This window comes from Streptomyces sp. NPDC098781 (assembly GCF_044759995.1).
Taxonomy (GTDB): domain Bacteria; phylum Actinomycetota; class Actinomycetes; order Streptomycetales; family Streptomycetaceae; genus Streptomyces.
In genome coordinates this window covers 265,504-280,679 of record NZ_JBIWAK010000004.1, presented here as the reverse complement: position 1 = coordinate 280,679, position 15,176 = coordinate 265,504, and the positions used below count along the sequence as shown (strand labels likewise).

Sequence of the window (15,176 nt, the reverse complement as noted above, 5' to 3'; positions counted from 1 at the left end):
CGGCACGAAAGGCAGGTGAAGGCCGGCGCGGCGTGACCGCGGGCCACCGGAGAACCTCTGGTGGCCCGCGGTCCGCAGCGGGCCGAGATCTGTGCTCGCTTACCTGATCAGGCGGCTGTTCGCCGCCATAGTGATGCTCGTGGTCATCATCATGGTGGTCTTCGGCATCTTCTTCCTCGTCCCCAAGTGGGCGGGTGTCGACATCGCCACCAGCTTCGTGGGCAAGCAGGCCGACCCTGCGGCCGTCGAGGCCGTGCGGCAGAAGCTCGGTCTGAGCGAACCGATCTACGTCCAGGTCTGGGAGTTCTTCAAGGGCATCTTCGTGGGCCGCACCTACTCGGGCGGCGGAGATGTCACGGAGTGCGCCGCGCCCTGCTTCGGCTACTCGTTCCGCAGCGAGCAGGCCATCTGGCCGGTGCTGACGGACCGTTTCCCGGTGACCCTGGGTCTCGCGCTCGGCGCCGCCGTGCTGTGGCTGCTGTTCGGTGTCGCGGCGGGTGTCCTCTCCGCGCTCAAGCGGGGCTCCCTGTGGGACCGCAGCGCGATGGTCGTCGCCCTCGCGGGTGTCTCGCTCCCGATCTACTTCACCGGCCTGCTGAGCCTGGCGATCTTCTCCTACGGCCTCGGCTGGATCAACGCGGAGTACGTGCCGCTCGAGGAGAGCTTCACCGGCTGGCTAGGCGGCATGATCCTGCCCTGGATCACCCTCGCGTTCCTGTACGCGGCGATGTACGCCAGAATCACCCGCGCCACCATGCTGGAGATCCTCGGCGAGGACTACATCCGCACCGCACGGGCCAAGGGCCTGCGCGAAGGCGTCGTCATCCGCAAGCACGCCATGCGCTCGACGATGACGCCCATCATGACCATGCTCGGCATGGACCTCGGCGCCCTCATCGGTGGCGCCATCCTGACCGAGACCACGTTCAGCCTGCCCGGTCTGGGCCAGGCGGTGCTCAACGCGATCAAGAACCAGGACCTGCCCGTCATTCTGGGCGTCACCCTGATCACTTCTGTCGCGGTGCTCATCGCCAACCTCGTGGTGGACGTCCTGTACGCCGTGATCGACCCCCGAGTGAGGCTGGCATGACCGAACTGAGCAAGAGCGGAGCGGCCGTGGGCGAGCCCACGGGCACCTCGCCGGCCCCGACCTCCTTCCTGGAAGTGCGCGATCTGAAGGTGCACTTCCCGACCGACGACGGTCTGGTCAAGTCCGTCGACGGGCTCAGCTTCCAGCTGGAGAAGGGCAAGACTCTCGGCATCGTGGGCGAGTCGGGCTCCGGCAAGTCGGTGACCTCGCTCGGCATCATGGGCCTGCACACGGCTGGCCAGTACGGCAAGCGCAAGGCCCAGATCTCCGGCGAGATCTGGCTGAACGGCACCGAGTTGCTGTCCGCCGACCCGGACCACGTGCGCAAGCTGCGCGGCCGCGAGATGGCGATGATCTTCCAGGACCCGCTGTCCGCGCTGCACCCGTACTACACGATCGGTCACCAGATCGTGGAGGCGTACCGCATCCACCACGACGTCGACAAGAAGACCGCGAAGCGCCGTGCGGTCGAGATGCTCGACCGGGTGGGCATCCCGCAGCCGGACAAGCGGGCCGAGAGCTACCCGCACGAGTTCTCCGGCGGTATGCGCCAGCGCGCCATGATCGCGATGTCGCTGGTGAACAACCCGGAACTGCTCATCGCGGACGAGCCGACCACCGCCCTGGACGTCACCGTCCAGGCGCAGATCCTGGACCTCATCCGGGACCTCCAGAAGGAGTTCGGCTCGGCGGTCATCATCATCACCCACGACCTGGGCGTCGTCGCCGAGTTGGCCGACGACATCCTCGTGATGTACGGCGGCCGCTGTGTCGAGCGCGGACCGGCCGACAAGGTGTTCTACGAGCCCCGTCACCCCTACACCTGGGGTCTGCTCGGCTCGATGCCGCGCCTGGACCGCGAGCAGCAGGACCGTCTCATCCCGGTCAAGGGCTCCCCGCCCTCGCTGATCAACGTCCCGTCGGGTTGTGCCTTCCACCCCCGCTGCCCGTACGCGGACCTCCCGAAGGACAACGTCACCCGCACCGTCCGCCCCGAGTTGACCGAGGCCGGCAGCCGGCACTGGGCCGCCTGCCATCTGACCACGGAGCAGCGGGAGCGTATCTGGACCGAAGAGATTGCGCCGAAGCTGTGAGCGAGGACAAAGCCGTGACCACTCCCGTGCAGAGCGACGGCGCCACCCTGACCAAGGACGCCGCACCCGGCGAGGTCCTGCTCAAGGTGTCCGGGCTCCAGAAGCACTTCCCGATCAAGAAGGGGCTGTTTCAGCGCCAGGTCGGCGCGGTGCACGCCGTCGACGGCATCGACTTCGAGGTCCGGTCCGGTGAAACCCTCGGCGTGGTGGGGGAGTCGGGTTGCGGTAAGTCGACGATGGGCCGGCTGATCACCAGGCTGCTCGAACCCACCGCCGGCACGGTGGAGTTCGAGGGCCGGGACATCACCCACCTCGGCGTCGGCGGGATGCGTCCGCTGCGCCGTGACGTGCAGATGATCTTCCAGGACCCGTACTCCTCGCTCAACCCGCGGCACACCATCGGCACGATCATCGGCGCCCCCTTCCGGCTCCAGGGCGTCACGCCCGAGGGCGGGATCAAGAAGGAGGTCCAGCGGCTGCTGTCGGTGGTGGGCCTCAACCCCGAGCACTACAACCGCTATCCGCACGAGTTCTCCGGCGGTCAGCGCCAGCGCATCGGCATCGCACGCGCGCTCGCCCTCAACCCCAAGCTCGTGGTGGCGGACGAGCCGGTCTCCGCGCTGGACGTGTCCATCCAGGCGCAGGTCGTCAACCTCCTCGACGACCTCCAGGACGAGCTGGGCCTGACGTACGTGATCATCGCCCACGACCTCTCGGTCGTCCGGCACGTCTCGGACCGGATCGCGGTGATGTACCTCGGCAAGATCGTGGAGCTCGCCGACCGCGACCTGCTCTACAAGGCGCCGATGCACCCGTACACCAAGGCGCTGATGTCCGCGGTCCCCATACCGGACCCCAGGCGCAGGAACGCCAAGAGCGAGCGCATCCTGCTCAAGGGCGACGTGCCCTCGCCGATCGCCCCGCCGAGCGGCTGCCGCTTCCACACCCGGTGCTGGAAGGCGACGCAGATCTGCAAGACGACCGAGCCGCCGCTGCTGGAGCTGCGGACCGGCCAGCAGGTCGCCTGCCACCACCCGGAGAACTTCGAGGACCAGGCCCCGCAGGACACGGTGCTGCTCACCGCCGCCAAGGAGGCGGCCGAGCTCGTGGCGGACGAGGTGCTGGCGGAGTCGGCGACGACGTCGGCCGCGGTGGCCGCGGAGATCGTCGGCGAGGGTTCGGTGCCGCAACAGGCTGAGAAGGCGGAGGCGTCCAAGACCGAGGCGTCCAAGACCGAGGCGTCCAAGGCCGAGGCGTCCAAGGCCGAGGCCGAGGGCGACAGCCCGGCCGACGACGAGTAACCCAGCCCGGGCCCCCGCCTTCCTTTGCAAGGCGGGGGCTTTGTGCTGCGCAAGAATGTACGAGTGCTCCAGCAACTGTTCAGCCCGTCCGTCCAGCACACGCTCGACCTGATCGGCATCTTCGTCTTCGCGATCTCCGGCGCCCTGCTGGCCGTCCGCAAGAACTTCGACGTCTTCGGCATCGCCGTCCTCGCCGAGGTCACCGCCCTGGGCGGCGGGCTGTTCCGGGACGTGGTGATCGGTGCCGTACCCCCGGCCGCCTTCACGGACCTGGGCTACTTCCTGACCCCGCTGCTTGCCGCGGGGCTCGTCTTCTTCCTGCATCCGCACGTGGAGCGCATCCAGACCGGCGTGAACGTCTTCGACGCGGCCGGCCTCGGCCTGTTCTGCGTCGCCGGGACCACCAAGGCGTACGACTACGGCCTGAACCTCACCTCATCCGTGGCCCTCGGCCTCGCGACCGCCGTCGGCGGCGGTGTGCTGCGCGACGTGCTCGCCAACGAGGTGCCGTCGCTGCTGCGCTGGGACCGCGATCTGTACGCGGTCCCGGCGATCGTCGGCGCCACGATGACCGTCCTGTGCATCCACTACGACGCGCTGACCCCGCTCACCAGCACGCTCGCGGCCGTCACGGCCTTCGTGCTGCGGCTGCTGGCGATGAGGTTCCACTGGCGAGCTCCGCGTGCCTGGAACCGACGGTCGACGGTGCGAGAGGAGTAGTCCCGGGCGCCGTACGGGTGCCGTGCCCGCTCCCCATCACCTCGGTCAGCCAGCGGAACGCCGGCACGACCTGCGGCTTCCACAGCGCCATGGTGTGGCCGCCGGCGCTGCTCGGGACGAACACCACGTCCACGGTGGTGGGCGCCTTCGCGATCCGCTTGAGCGCCATGGCCGTCTCGTATCCGTCGTTCGGCTGACCGGAGAGGTAGAGCGCGACGCGCGGCGGAACCGGGGAGTTCTTCAGAAGCTCATACGGGTTGTTGGCCGCGCGCAGGGCGGGGGACCCGCCGGCCAGCGACTGCGGTACGGCTGCCGGGTCGTTGTAGCCGGACATGCTGACCGCGGCCCGGTACCGGTCGGGGTGCGCGACCGCCAGCTTCGCCGCGCAGTGCGCGCCCGCCGAGTACCCGGCGACCGCCCAGCCGTCCGGCGCGGCCTGTGCCCGGAAGTTGTCCATGACCATCTTCGGCACGTCGATGCTCAGCCAGCTGTCGGCGTTGACCTTGCCGGCGATGTTCGCGCAGCCGGTGTCCTTGCCGGGCAGCAGCGTGGTGCGCGGCGAGACGATGATGAACGGCTCGATCTGGCCGGCGCGCATCAGCGGGGCCAGCTGCTGGGGCGCGTCCATCGTGCCGTACCAGGCCTTCGACGAGCCCGGGTAGCCCGGCAGCACCTCGACGACCGGGAACCGGTGATTGCGGTACGCGGGCTCGTGGTACTGCGGCGGCAGCCAGACGTTGACCTCGGCGTGCACCCCGGACACCCGGCCCTTGAGGTGGGTGACGAGCACCCCGCCCTCGGCCCGCATGCCGGGGCCCTTGCCCGGCTTGAAGGTCTGCTTGAGCTTGGGCAGCCTCTCCAGCGCGATCCCGCCGGTGCCGCTCGCCCCGAGGTCGGCGGCCTCGTGCACATGGTCGCTGGTGCCGAGCAGGTCGCCCCAGTTGTCGTACAGCTGGTTGGAGTTGTTGACCAGTGCGAAGACCAGGGCGACCGCGGTGCCCTGGGCGAACAGCACCATCAGCACCCGCGCGACGGCCCGCACCGCCCTGGGTCCGCGCACCCGCGACCACAGGGCGAGCGGCAGCACGACGGCGACCAGGCAGAGCGCGACGAGCGTGTAGAGGAACGGGGTCCCGGTGAGACTCATGTCCTGATAGAGGGGGAGATCGGGTCCCGGGTTTCGGGCGAGCAGGGACACTTGACGAGAAGTTGCCCACATCTCGCCGGAATGCCATCGCTTCGTCAGTGAAAAGCTACCGCTTAGTAGTTTGCTGTTGTAGCGTTCAGTCATGCCAGAAGCAGCCTCTGCCCCGACGGCCCCGGTAGCCCCGACGGCCCCGGTAACCCCGAAGGCCCCGCGGGCCACGATCGGCGACAGCGAGTTCGACCGCGACACCGCGGTCATCCGACGCGAGCCCGGCGTCTACGACATCGATCTCTCCGCCGGCTGGACGATCATCAACGCCGTCAACGGCGGCTATCTGCTGGCCGTCCTCGGCCGCGCCCTCGCGGACGCCCTGCCGCACCACGACCCCTTCACGATCTCCGCGCACTACCTGACGGCGTCCCAGCCGGGCCCGGCGATCGTCCGCACCGACGTGGTGCGCACCGGCCGGACGCTCTCGACCGGCCAGGCCTCGCTCCTCCAGTACGACGACGAGGGCCAGGAGGTCGAGCGGATCCGCGTCCTCGCCTCCTACGGCGACCTGGACTCCCTCCCCGACGACGTCCGTACGACGGCCAAGCCGCCGGCGTTCCCGCCCATGGAGCACTGCTTCGGCCCCGAGGACGGCCCGGCCCCGGTCTCCGGCAGCTCGGCCATCACTGACCGGCTGATGCTCAAGCTCGACCCGTCGACCCTGGGCTGGGCGCTCGGGCAGCCCTCGGGCAAGGGCGAGATGCGCGGGTGGTTCGGTCTGGCCGACGGGCGCGACGCCGACCCGCTCTCGCTGCTGCTGGCCGTGGACGCGCTGCCGCCGACCGCGTTCGAGATCGGCATCTCGGGGTGGGTGCCGACGGTGGAGCTGACCGCACATGTGCGGTGCCGCCCGGCGCCGGGGCCGCTACGGGTGTCGGTCACCACCCGCAACCTCGCCGGCGGCTTCCTGGAGGAGGACGCGGAAGTCTGGGACAGCGCGGACCGGTTGGTGGCGCAGTCGAGGCAGCTGGCGCGCGTCAGGCTCGGCTGAGGCGTCCGCCTCTGTCACGGCCCTGTACCAGCCGGTGGCGCACGGCTCCCGGGGAACAGGCAGGTCCACGAGGTGCTTTGAGGCCCGCTTTGCCCGTCGCACAGGTGATCAACAGCGGGGCCTCAAGGAAGCCCTAAGCGGCGTTGGTTGAGTTCCGGCCCAAGGACTTCCTCATCTCCCATGGAGCTGTTTCTCATGAAGCGTGCGCGTCTCCTCCCCGCCGTGGCCCTGCTGGCGCTCTCGCCCCTGGCCCTGGCGGCCTGTGGGTCCGGCGACTCGTCGTCGACCTCGAACAGCGGCAACTCCGGTCAGCAGTCGTCCTCCTGCCGGCAGCCGTCGGGTGCGCCGAGCGGCGCGCCCTCGGGCATGCCGAGCGGGGCGCCTTCGGGGGCGCCCTCGGCGGGGGCGTCCGGGGCGGCCGGCGGTGCGCCCAGTGGTGCCCCCGGTGGGGGGCAGGGCGGCGGCCAGGGCGGCCCCGGCGGGGGACAGGCCGGCGGTTGCGGTGGTCCGGGCGGGGGCCAGGGTGGCGGCACCGCTCCCAGTGGCGCCCCGAGCGGTGCGCCGAGCGGTGCGCCGAGCGCGGCGGCATCCGCGACGAAGAGCTGACACGGACGTCGTACGACGCCCGGCGCCAGGTACGAAAGGGGCGGCACTCCCGATGGCCGGGGGTGCCGCCCCTCATGTCTCGCCGGTGCCCGGTCCGGGTGCCGTCGGCGCTCAGTCCAGCCAGTGCGCGCGGCCGATGCTGATGAGCCGCATCTGCCGGGTGGCGACCTGGGCGACGCGCCCTCGCTCCTCCTCCGGTGCCTCCAGACTGTCCAGGAAGAGCGACGCCGTCATCAGCATCTGGTCGACGTAGAGGTTGGCGAGCATGAGGAGGTCGTCGTCGTTCCAGCCCTCGGAGACGGGGTCCTTGGCGAGTGCGACCTTCACCTCCTCGGCGAACCGGGCCAGTTGGTCCTGGATGGCCTCCCGCACCGACTGCACCCCGCCGTGCCGCTCGCGGGCGATGAAGCGGACGTGGGCCGGGTGCGTCTCGACATGACGGGCGATCAACTCGACCGCGCTCTCTATACGTCGGTCGCTGTCGCCGGCCGAGGAGACGATCGTGCGGATCATCGGGTGCAGGCTGCCGAGTGCCTCCTCCACGAGGGCGACGCCGAGGTCGGCGGTGGAGCGGAAGTGCCGGTAGAAGGCCGTCGGGGCGACGCCGACGGCGCGGGTGACCTCGCGCAGGCCCAGACTGCTCAGGCTCTGCTCCTCCAGCAGTCCCAACGCCGCGTCCAGGAGCGACTGCCGGGTCTTCTGCTTCTGGGCCTGCCGAATGCCGAGGGTGTGACTCATGCCATGCAGTTAACAACTGTTCTCTGGAATTGAAAAGCCGTAGAGCGCGCTAGACTTGAGAGTCAGTGAACAACTGTTACTACAACTGTTCACCCAACTGTAACGAGAGAGATCGAAGCGAGAGATCCCATAGTGCGAGATCTCGAAGGGGGATCCGACCCATGCTGTTCCTCGTCGCCGCGCTCCTGCTGCTGGGCGTGCTGCTGGGCACCGTCGCCCACGCGCCGCTCGCCTTCACGGCCGTCACCGCCGCCGTGATCGCCGTCTGGCTGGGCGTCTTCGCCGCCCGCGAGCGTCACGCCCGCCGCAACTGACACCACCGACCGGTCCGAACCGACCTCTCAGGAGCTGACACCCATGCACCTCACCGCACCGGCCGCGGGTCGCACCGGCACCCGCACCCGCACACGTGCCCGCGACGCCGACGGCATGGCCGTGGCGTCCTTCATCCTCGGCCTGCTCGGCCTGCTGGTCTTCAACGTCTTCCTCGGCCCGACCGCCATCGTGCTCGCGGCGGCGTCCCTCTGGCGCGGCACCCAGCGCAAGGGGCGGGCGTACCTCGGCATGGGGCTGGGGGTCGCCGACCTGGTGGTCCTGCTGGCGTTCATGCAGATGGACAGCACCCTGTCGTGGAGCTTCTAGCGGCGGGCGAGCAGGGCCGCCGCCCCCAGGGGGTGGCGAGCAGGGGCGCATGACCCGGCCGAGGCCGGTAAGGGCTCGCTACCGACCTCGATACGGACTTCCTTGCGGACCTCAATGCGGTCCTCGTTACGGACTTCAATGCGGTCCTCGATACGGAACGAGGTCGGTCACCGGCGCCCTTTAGAATCGTGGCCACCATGGCTTACCTCGACCACGCCGCGACGACCCCCATGCTTCCGGAGGCGGCAGAGGCGCTGACCGCCCAGCTGAGCGTCACCGGCAACGCTTCCTCCCTCCACGCGTCCGGCCGCCGAGCGAGGCGAACCGTCGAGGAGGCCCGCGAGACCCTCGCGGACGCACTCGGCGCCCGCCCCAGCGAGGTGGTCTTCACCGCCGGCGGCACCGAGGCCGACAACCTCGCGGTCAAGGGCCTGTACTGGTCCCGCCGCGACGCCGACCCGGCCCGCACCCGGGTCCTGGCGAGCCCCGTCGAGCACCACGCCGTCCTGGACGCCGTCCACTGGCTCGCCGAGCACGAGGGCGCCGACGTCGAGTACCTTCCCGTCGACTCCCACGGCCGGGTCCACCCGGACACCCTGCGCGCGGCCATCGCCCGCAATCCGCAGGACGTCGCCCTGGCCACCGTGATGTGGGCCAACAACGAGATCGGCACGCTCCTGCCGGTCCGCGAACTCGCCGAGGCGGCAGCGGAGTTCGACGTCCCGCTGCACTCCGACGCGGTCCAGGCCTTCGGTCAGGTCCCCGTCGACTTCGGCTCCTCGGGCCTCGCCGCGATGACCGTGTCCGGCCACAAGATCGGCGGCCCCTACGGCATCGGCGCGCTGATCCTCGGCCGCGATCAGACGCCCGTGCCCGTGCTGCACGGCGGCGGCCAGGAGCGCCATGTGCGCTCCGGCACCCTCGACGTCCCCGCCATCGCGTCCTTCGCCGTCGCCGGCCGGCTCGCCGCCGAACAGCAGGAGTGGTTCGCCCGGGAGATCGGCGCCCTGCGCGACGCCCTCGTCGAAGCGGTCCGTACGGCGGTCCCGGACGCGATCCTCGGCGGCGACCCGGCACCCGAGGGCCGCCTCCCGGCCAACGCCCACTTCACCTTCCCCGGCTGCGAGGGCGACTCCCTGCTCCTGCTGCTGGACGCCCAGGGCATCGAGTGCTCCACCGGCTCCGCCTGCACCGCGGGCGTCGCCCAGCCCAGCCACGTCCTCCTGGCCACCGGCACCGACCCCGACCTGGCCCGCGGCACCCTCCGCTTCTCCCTCGGCCACACCTCCACGGAGGCGGACGTCGAGGCGCTCGCCAAGGCGATCGGACCGGCGGTGGAACGGGCAAGGGCGGCAGGCCTGACGTAGGCGGCTACGCCTTCGCCGTACGCGCCGCCCGCACCAGCTTCATGTACCGGTCCCAGTCCCAGTGCTCCCCGGGATCCGTGTGGTCGGTCCCCGGCACCTCCACGTGCCCGATGATGTGCTCGCGGTCCACGGGGATGTCGTAGCGCGCGCATATGCGGGCCGTGAGCCGTGCCGAGGCCTCGTACATCTCGTCCGTGAGGTCCTCGGGGCGGTCCACGAAACCCTCGTGCTCGATGCCGACACTGCGCTCGTTGTAGTCGCGGTTGCCCGCGTGGTACGCCACGTCCAGCTCGCGGATCATCTGCGTGATGTGGCCGTCCTTGCGGACGATGTAGTGCGCGGCCGCCCCGTGCTCCGGGTCCTGGAAGACCTTCACCGCACTGTCGAAGCTGCCCTGGGTGACATGGATGATCACCATGTCTATGCCGTAGTCGTCGGGCCGGTCGGCCATCCGCCAGTTCGCGTCCGACGCCGCCACCCACCGCGCACCGGCGAAATCGACCTCGCCCTCCTTGCGCGGCTTCTGCACGCCGGGCACCCGCCACCACAGGCGCGCCAGCTCGTCGCGGGCCAGCACGGCCGAGCCCACCGCGGCCGCCGTCCCGCCGATGAGCAACGCACGACGCCCGACCTTCCGGTCGCCGTCCTTCGAAGCCTTCCGCTGTCCCATGTGATCGTCAACGGATACTCGGCAGCCCTGGTTCCCGCGCCCCCGTACCCTGGAAGGGTTATGACTGACACCGCGCAGCCCTCCCGCCCCCTCCGCGTCCTCGCCGCCATGTCCGGCGGGGTCGACTCCGCCGTCGCCGCCGCCCGCGCGGCCGAAGCGGGCCACGACGTCACCGGCGTCCACCTCGCGCTCTCGGCGAACCCTCAATCCTTCCGCACGGGCGCGCGGGGCTGTTGCACCATCGAGGACTCCCGCGACGCCCGCCGCGCCGCCGATGTCATCGGCATCCCGTTCTACGTGTGGGACCTCGCCGACCGCTTCCGCGAGGACGTCGTCGAGGACTTCATCGCCGAGTACGAGGCCGGCCGCACCCCTAACCCCTGTCTGCGCTGCAACGAGAAGATCAAGTTCGCGGCCCTGCTGGACAAGGCGCTGGCCCTCGGCTTCGACGCCGTCTGCACCGGCCACTACGCCAAGGTCGTCCTGCTGGAGGACGGCACGCGCGAGCTGCACCGCGCCTCCGACATGGCCAAGGACCAGTCGTACGTGCTCGGGGTCCTCGACGACCGGCAGCTCGCCCACGCGATGTTCCCGCTGGGCGACACGGTGACCACCAAGGACGAGATCCGCGCGGAGGCCGAGCGCCGGGGCCTCGCGGTCGCCAAGAAGCCGGACTCGCACGACATCTGCTTCATCGCCGACGGCGACACCCAGGGCTTCCTCGCGAACCGCCTCGGCAAGGCGGAGGGCGACATCGTCGACGAGTCGGGCGCCAAGCTCGGCACGCACGAGGGGGCGTACGGCTTCACGATCGGCCAGCGCAAGGGCCTGCGCATCGGCCATCCCGCCGCCGACGGCAAGCCGCGCTACGTCCTGGACATCTCGCCGGTCGACAACACGGTGACGGTCGGCCCCGCGGCGTCCCTGGACGTCGGCGCCCTCAGCGCGGTCAAGCCCCGCTGGTGCGGCGCCGCCCCGACCGGCCCCGGCACCTACACCGCCCAGCTGCGCGCCCACGGCGGCGAGACCGAGGTCACCGCCGAGCTGATCGACGGCTCCCTGGAGGTCACCTTCACCGAGCCGGTCCGCGGCGTCGCCCCCGGCCAGGCCATCGTCCTGTACGACGGCACGCGCGTCGTGGGCTCGGCGACGATCGCGTCCACGGTGCGGGCGACGCCGACGGCCGTCTGAGGTTCCGCGCGCTGCCCTCCGCGGGGCCGCCGCCCTTCGGCGGCCGGCCCCCGGTCACGCCCCGAAGAACTCCACCAGCACCGGCCCCAGGATCTCCGGTTCCACCTTGTGCGTCTGCCCCGGCAGGCTCAGGAACGCCCCCTCGGACACGGTGTCGGCGACCGCGCGTGACGCCTCGTGCATCCACGCGGGGCTCGCGCCGCCCGCGACGGCCAGCACCGGGACCGTGATCGAGGCCAGCCGGTCCCGGGGCACCAGGCCGTCGCCCATCACGGCGTTGTCGTAGGCGAGGCTCGGCGCGATCGTCTCCATGCCGGGCCACATGGGGGACTGGCGGGCGCCCTGGATCATCTGCTCGGCCATCCCCGTCAGGCGCAGGAACAGCGCGACCGCGTCCCCGCGCCGCCCCTCGGCGAGCGCCTCCGTCAGCCGCTCGGTGTACTCCGCGCGCTCCTTCGCGCCGCCCTCGTGGACGGCGAACGGCGTCTCGTACACCGCGACCTGGCGCACCGGCAGCCCGCTCGCCGCCGCTTCGAGCGCGAGCGCGCCGCCCGACGAGGTGCCGAACAGCGCGGCCTGCCCGCCGACCGCCTCGATCAGCGCGGCGAGATCCTCGACCTCGCGCTCCACCGCGTACGGGGCCGTGTCACCGCTCTCACCGCGCCCGCGCCTGTCGTACACGACGACCCTGAACCCCTGCGACAGGGGCACGGCCAGCGGCGCGACCGTGCCCCCCGTGGACATCGCCCCGCTGATCAGGATCACCGCCGGGCCTTCACCGGTGATGTCGTAGGCGATGGAGGTGCCGTCGGCCGAGGTGATGTTCTTGTCCATGTCTGTGGAGATTGCCGCACGGGGCGGAACTAATCACTCACGACACTTCGACTTCGTAGAAGCAGAGGTGGTCCTTGATCTCGGCCACGTCCGGCTTCGGGTCCGGATAGGCCCACACGAGGTCCGCCGCGTCCGGCAGCGACCAGTAGGAGGCGGTTCCCTTGAAGGGGCAGTACGTGTGCGTCTCGGAGGGCTTCAGCAGGTCCAGCCGTACGTCCTCGGGCGGGATGTAGTAGCGCACGGGGCAGCCCGTCTCCCGCAGGAGGAGGGGGCGGTCGCTCTCCGCCAGGACCTGGTCGCCGCGCACCACCCGCACGCGTCGGGTGCCCTGCTCGATCGTGATCGTGTGTCCGTCAGCCATATCGACACAAGCGCTCGCGGGCGCCGGGTTCTTCCCGCGTACGGTGGCCCCATGCGAATCTGCGTCTTCCTCTCCGCCGCCGACCTCGACGACCGTTACACCCGACCCGCGCGCGAGTTCGCGAAACTGCTCGGCAAGGGCGGGCACACGCTCGTGTGGGGCGGCTCCGACGTCGGACTGATGAAGGTGGTCGCCGACGGAGTGCAGGAGGCCGGAGGACGGCTGTGCGGGGTCTCCGTGGACTTCCTGGCGGCCAAGGCCCGGCAGGGCGCGGACGAGATGGTCATCGCCAAGGACCTCGCCGAGCGCAAGAGGCTGCTGCTGGAGAAGGCCGACGCGGTGGTGATCATGGTCGGTGGCACCGGGACCCTCGACGAGGCGACGGAGATCCTGGAGCTGAAGAAGCACGGCCACACGGACAAGCCGGTGGTCCTGCTCAACACCGCGGGCTTCTACGACGGCCTCAAGGAGCAGTTCCGGCGCATGGAGGACGAGGGCTTCCTGCCGCGCGCGCTGACCGACCTGGTGTTCTTCGCGGAGGAGCCGGTCGGGGCGCTGGCGTACCTGGAGGAGAGCCGGGGCGTCGCCTGACGGTGCCTGATGCGAGCATGGCGGGCATGGCTACACATGTGATCACCGGAGCGGGTTCCGGCATCGGCGCGGCCGTCGCCCGCCGTCTGCACGCGCGCGGGGACGAACTCGTCCTCCACGCGCGCGACGCGGGCCGCGCGAAGGAACTGGCGGCGGAGTTCCCCGGCGCGAAGACGCTGGTCGGCGATCTGGCCGACCCGGACAAGCTGTCCTGGGCCTTCTCCCACCAGTCGCTCCCGGACCAGGTGGACTCCCTGCTGCACATCGCCGGCGTCGTGGACCTCGGCCCGGTGGGCGACCTGACCCCGAAGTCCTGGCGCCACCAGCTCAACGTCAACCTCGTCTCGCCGGCCGAGCTGACCCGCCACTTCCTCCCCCAACTCCGCGCCACCCAGGGCCACGTGGTCTTCGTGAACTCCGGCGCCGGCCTGCGGGCGAGCGCCGAGTGGTCCGCGTACGCCGCCTCCAAGCACGGCCTCAAGGCTCTCGCCGACTCCCTGCGCCACGAGGAGCACGGCAACGGCGTCCGGGTGACCTCCGTCTACCCCGGCCGCACCGCCAGCCCCATGCAGGCGAAGGTCCACCAGCAGGAGGGCAAGGCGTACGACGCGTCGCAGTGGATCGACCCCGAGTCGGTGGCCACGACGATCCTGATGGCTCTGGACCTGCCCAGGGACGCGGAGGTGAACGACCTGACGGTGCGGCCGGGCCGCTGACCGGGCTGGATGGGTGCCGACCGGTGCGGAGCGTTGCATAGGCTTCCCGGGTGAGTGAAAACAGCCCGTTCGCCTTCGCCCCCGCCACCGGTATCGGCTCCATGCCGGGCGGCGACGCCCGTGAGGCCGCCAAGACCGTCACCGGGTCCTTCGAGGACTTCCCGTTCCTCGCCGAACTGCCCGCCCGCGGCCCCGGCGCGGACATGATCGGCCGGACCGCCGGGATGCTCGTGGAGCTGTACGCGCGCGTGGAGCCCAGCGGGTGGCGGATCGGGGACCGGCCGGGGCGGGACACCAAGCGGGCCAGGTCCTGGCTGGGGGAGGACCTCGACGCGCTGGAGGAGTTCACCCAGGGGTACGAGGGGCAGCTGAAGGTCCAGGCCGTGGGGCCCTGGACGCTCGCCGGCGCGCTGGAGCTGAGGAACGGCGAGGCCGCCCTCTCCGACGCCGGCGCCTGCCGCGACCTCACCGCCTCGCTCGCCGAAGGGCTTCGGCAGCATCTCGCGGAGGTCCGGCGCCGCGTCCCCGGCGCCCGCATCGTCCTGCAACTCGACGAGCCCTCCCTCGTCGCGGTACTGCGCGGCCAGGTCAGGACGGCCAGCGGATACCGGACCCACCGGGCCGTGGACCGGCAGATCGTCGAGGCCGGCCTCCGCGACGTCGTCGGGGTTCACGGCGACAACCCCGTCGTGGTCCACTCGTGCGCACCGGACGTGCCGTTCGCCCTGCTGCGCCGGACGGGTGCCGCGGCCGTCTCCTTCGACTTCTCACTCCTCACCGAGCGTGACGACGACGCGATCGGCGAGGCGGTGGAAGGCGGCACCCGGCTCTTCGCAGGTGTCGTCCCCGGCACGGACGGCCCATTGTCAGACCCTGCCGGTAGCGTCATGGGTGTCAGGACGTTGTGGCGCAGGCTGGGGCTGTCACCGGCGCTTCTCGCGGAGGCCGTCACGGTCACCCCGTCGTGCGGACTCGCGGGGGCTTCCCCCGAGTACGCACGCCGGGCACTCGCCCACTGCGTCCGGGCGGCGAGATCCCTCGCGGACAACCCAGAGTAACGGGAGGA

Annotated in this window: 18 protein-coding genes; 13 read left to right on the top strand and 5 right to left on the bottom strand. The window is 70.9% G+C overall.

Annotation, left to right across the window (positions count from 1 at the left end):
• Positions 1-91 precede the first annotated feature (91 nt).
• The 4 genes from ACIQWG_RS18185 to ACIQWG_RS18170 all read left to right on the top strand — a co-directional run bounded on the left by ACIQWG_RS18185 (position 92) and on the right by ACIQWG_RS18170 (position 4,205).
• Positions 92-1,090 (top strand): ABC transporter permease, encoded by a 999-nt coding sequence (locus ACIQWG_RS18185; protein WP_404096437.1) that lies wholly within the window; start codon positions 92-94, stop codon positions 1,088-1,090.
• Positions 1,087-2,184, top strand: coding sequence for an ABC transporter ATP-binding protein (locus ACIQWG_RS18180; protein ID WP_404096434.1), 1,098 nt, complete (start codon positions 1,087-1,089; stop codon positions 2,182-2,184). The genes ACIQWG_RS18185 and ACIQWG_RS18180 overlap by 4 nt, the downstream gene beginning before the upstream one ends.
• A gap of 14 nt (positions 2,185-2,198) precedes the next feature.
• Positions 2,199-3,485 (top strand): dipeptide ABC transporter ATP-binding protein, encoded by a 1,287-nt coding sequence (locus tag ACIQWG_RS18175; protein ID WP_404096432.1) that lies wholly within the window; start codon positions 2,199-2,201, stop codon positions 3,483-3,485.
• Between the two features lie 63 nt (positions 3,486-3,548).
• A complete protein-coding gene (locus ACIQWG_RS18170) occupies positions 3,549-4,205 on the top strand; it encodes a trimeric intracellular cation channel family protein (RefSeq protein ID WP_404097703.1) in 657 nt (218 codons plus the stop codon).
• Here ACIQWG_RS18170 and ACIQWG_RS18165 read toward each other — a convergent pair.
• The gene (locus ACIQWG_RS18165; protein WP_404096429.1) at positions 4,114-5,352 is read right to left on the bottom strand and encodes an alpha/beta hydrolase; all 1,239 of its coding nucleotides are present in this window, start codon (positions 5,350-5,352) and stop codon (positions 4,114-4,116) included. The two genes, ACIQWG_RS18170 and ACIQWG_RS18165, sit on opposite strands and share 92 nt — an antisense overlap.
• Before the next feature lie 142 nt (positions 5,353-5,494).
• Here ACIQWG_RS18165 and ACIQWG_RS18160 point away from each other — a divergent pair, with 142 nt between their 5' ends.
• Both ACIQWG_RS18160 and ACIQWG_RS18155 read left to right on the top strand, forming a co-directional pair.
• Positions 5,495-6,394 (top strand): thioesterase family protein, encoded by a 900-nt coding sequence (locus tag ACIQWG_RS18160; protein WP_404096426.1) that lies wholly within the window; start codon positions 5,495-5,497, stop codon positions 6,392-6,394.
• Between the two features lie 195 nt (positions 6,395-6,589).
• Positions 6,590-7,000 (top strand): hypothetical protein, encoded by a 411-nt coding sequence (locus ACIQWG_RS18155; RefSeq protein ID WP_404096424.1) that lies wholly within the window; start codon positions 6,590-6,592, stop codon positions 6,998-7,000.
• A gap of 111 nt (positions 7,001-7,111) precedes the next feature.
• On the opposite strand, the gene ACIQWG_RS18150 is transcribed toward ACIQWG_RS18155, so the two are convergent.
• Positions 7,112-7,738 (bottom strand): TetR family transcriptional regulator, encoded by a 627-nt coding sequence (locus tag ACIQWG_RS18150; protein WP_404096421.1) that lies wholly within the window; start codon positions 7,736-7,738, stop codon positions 7,112-7,114.
• 161 nt (positions 7,739-7,899) lie between these two features.
• Between ACIQWG_RS18150 and ACIQWG_RS18145 the strand changes: the two genes are divergently transcribed.
• From ACIQWG_RS18145 to ACIQWG_RS18135, 3 genes are all read left to right on the top strand, one after another.
• A complete protein-coding gene (locus tag ACIQWG_RS18145) occupies positions 7,900-8,052 on the top strand; it encodes a hypothetical protein (protein ID WP_383415097.1) in 153 nt (50 codons plus the stop codon).
• Positions 8,053-8,095: 43 nt separating this feature from the next.
• Positions 8,096-8,380 (top strand): DUF4190 domain-containing protein, encoded by a 285-nt coding sequence (locus ACIQWG_RS18140; RefSeq protein ID WP_404096418.1) that lies wholly within the window; start codon positions 8,096-8,098, stop codon positions 8,378-8,380.
• Between the two features lie 197 nt (positions 8,381-8,577).
• Positions 8,578-9,747 carry a cysteine desulfurase family protein gene (locus ACIQWG_RS18135; protein WP_404096416.1) on the top strand — a complete coding sequence of 390 codons (1,170 nt, stop codon included), beginning with the start codon at positions 8,578-8,580 and terminating at the stop codon, positions 9,745-9,747.
• 4 nt (positions 9,748-9,751) lie between these two features.
• Here the strand turns inward: ACIQWG_RS18135 and ACIQWG_RS18130 are convergent, their stop codons facing one another.
• Complete coding sequence (locus ACIQWG_RS18130) at positions 9,752-10,417, bottom strand: N-acetylmuramoyl-L-alanine amidase (protein ID WP_404096414.1); 666 nt, start codon at positions 10,415-10,417, stop codon at positions 9,752-9,754.
• Positions 10,418-10,477: 60 nt separating this feature from the next.
• Here ACIQWG_RS18130 and mnmA point away from each other — a divergent pair, with 60 nt between their 5' ends.
• Complete coding sequence (mnmA, locus tag ACIQWG_RS18125; RefSeq protein WP_404096411.1) at positions 10,478-11,608, top strand: tRNA 2-thiouridine(34) synthase MnmA; 1,131 nt, start codon at positions 10,478-10,480, stop codon at positions 11,606-11,608.
• A 54-nt stretch (positions 11,609-11,662) separates the two neighbouring features.
• On the opposite strand, the gene ACIQWG_RS18120 is transcribed toward mnmA, so the two are convergent.
• A complete protein-coding gene (locus tag ACIQWG_RS18120; protein ID WP_404096408.1) occupies positions 11,663-12,442 on the bottom strand; it encodes an alpha/beta fold hydrolase in 780 nt (259 codons plus the stop codon).
• A 37-nt stretch (positions 12,443-12,479) separates the two neighbouring features.
• A complete protein-coding gene (locus tag ACIQWG_RS18115) occupies positions 12,480-12,803 on the bottom strand; it encodes a DUF427 domain-containing protein (protein WP_404096405.1) in 324 nt (107 codons plus the stop codon).
• Positions 12,804-12,854: 51 nt separating this feature from the next.
• Between ACIQWG_RS18115 and ACIQWG_RS18110 the strand changes: the two genes are divergently transcribed.
• Genes ACIQWG_RS18110 through ACIQWG_RS18100 form a run of 3 tightly spaced genes read left to right on the top strand, consistent with a single transcriptional unit; the run spans position 12,855 to position 15,168 of the window.
• Positions 12,855-13,394 carry a TIGR00730 family Rossman fold protein gene (locus ACIQWG_RS18110; RefSeq protein WP_404096403.1) on the top strand — a complete coding sequence of 180 codons (540 nt, stop codon included), beginning with the start codon at positions 12,855-12,857 and terminating at the stop codon, positions 13,392-13,394.
• A gap of 17 nt (positions 13,395-13,411) precedes the next feature.
• On the top strand, positions 13,412-14,110 hold the full coding sequence (locus tag ACIQWG_RS18105; protein WP_404096400.1) for an SDR family oxidoreductase: 699 nt from the start codon (positions 13,412-13,414) through the stop codon (positions 14,108-14,110).
• Positions 14,111-14,160: 50 nt separating this feature from the next.
• A complete protein-coding gene (locus tag ACIQWG_RS18100; RefSeq protein ID WP_404096397.1) occupies positions 14,161-15,168 on the top strand; it encodes a methionine synthase in 1,008 nt (335 codons plus the stop codon).
• Positions 15,169-15,176 lie beyond the last annotated feature (8 nt).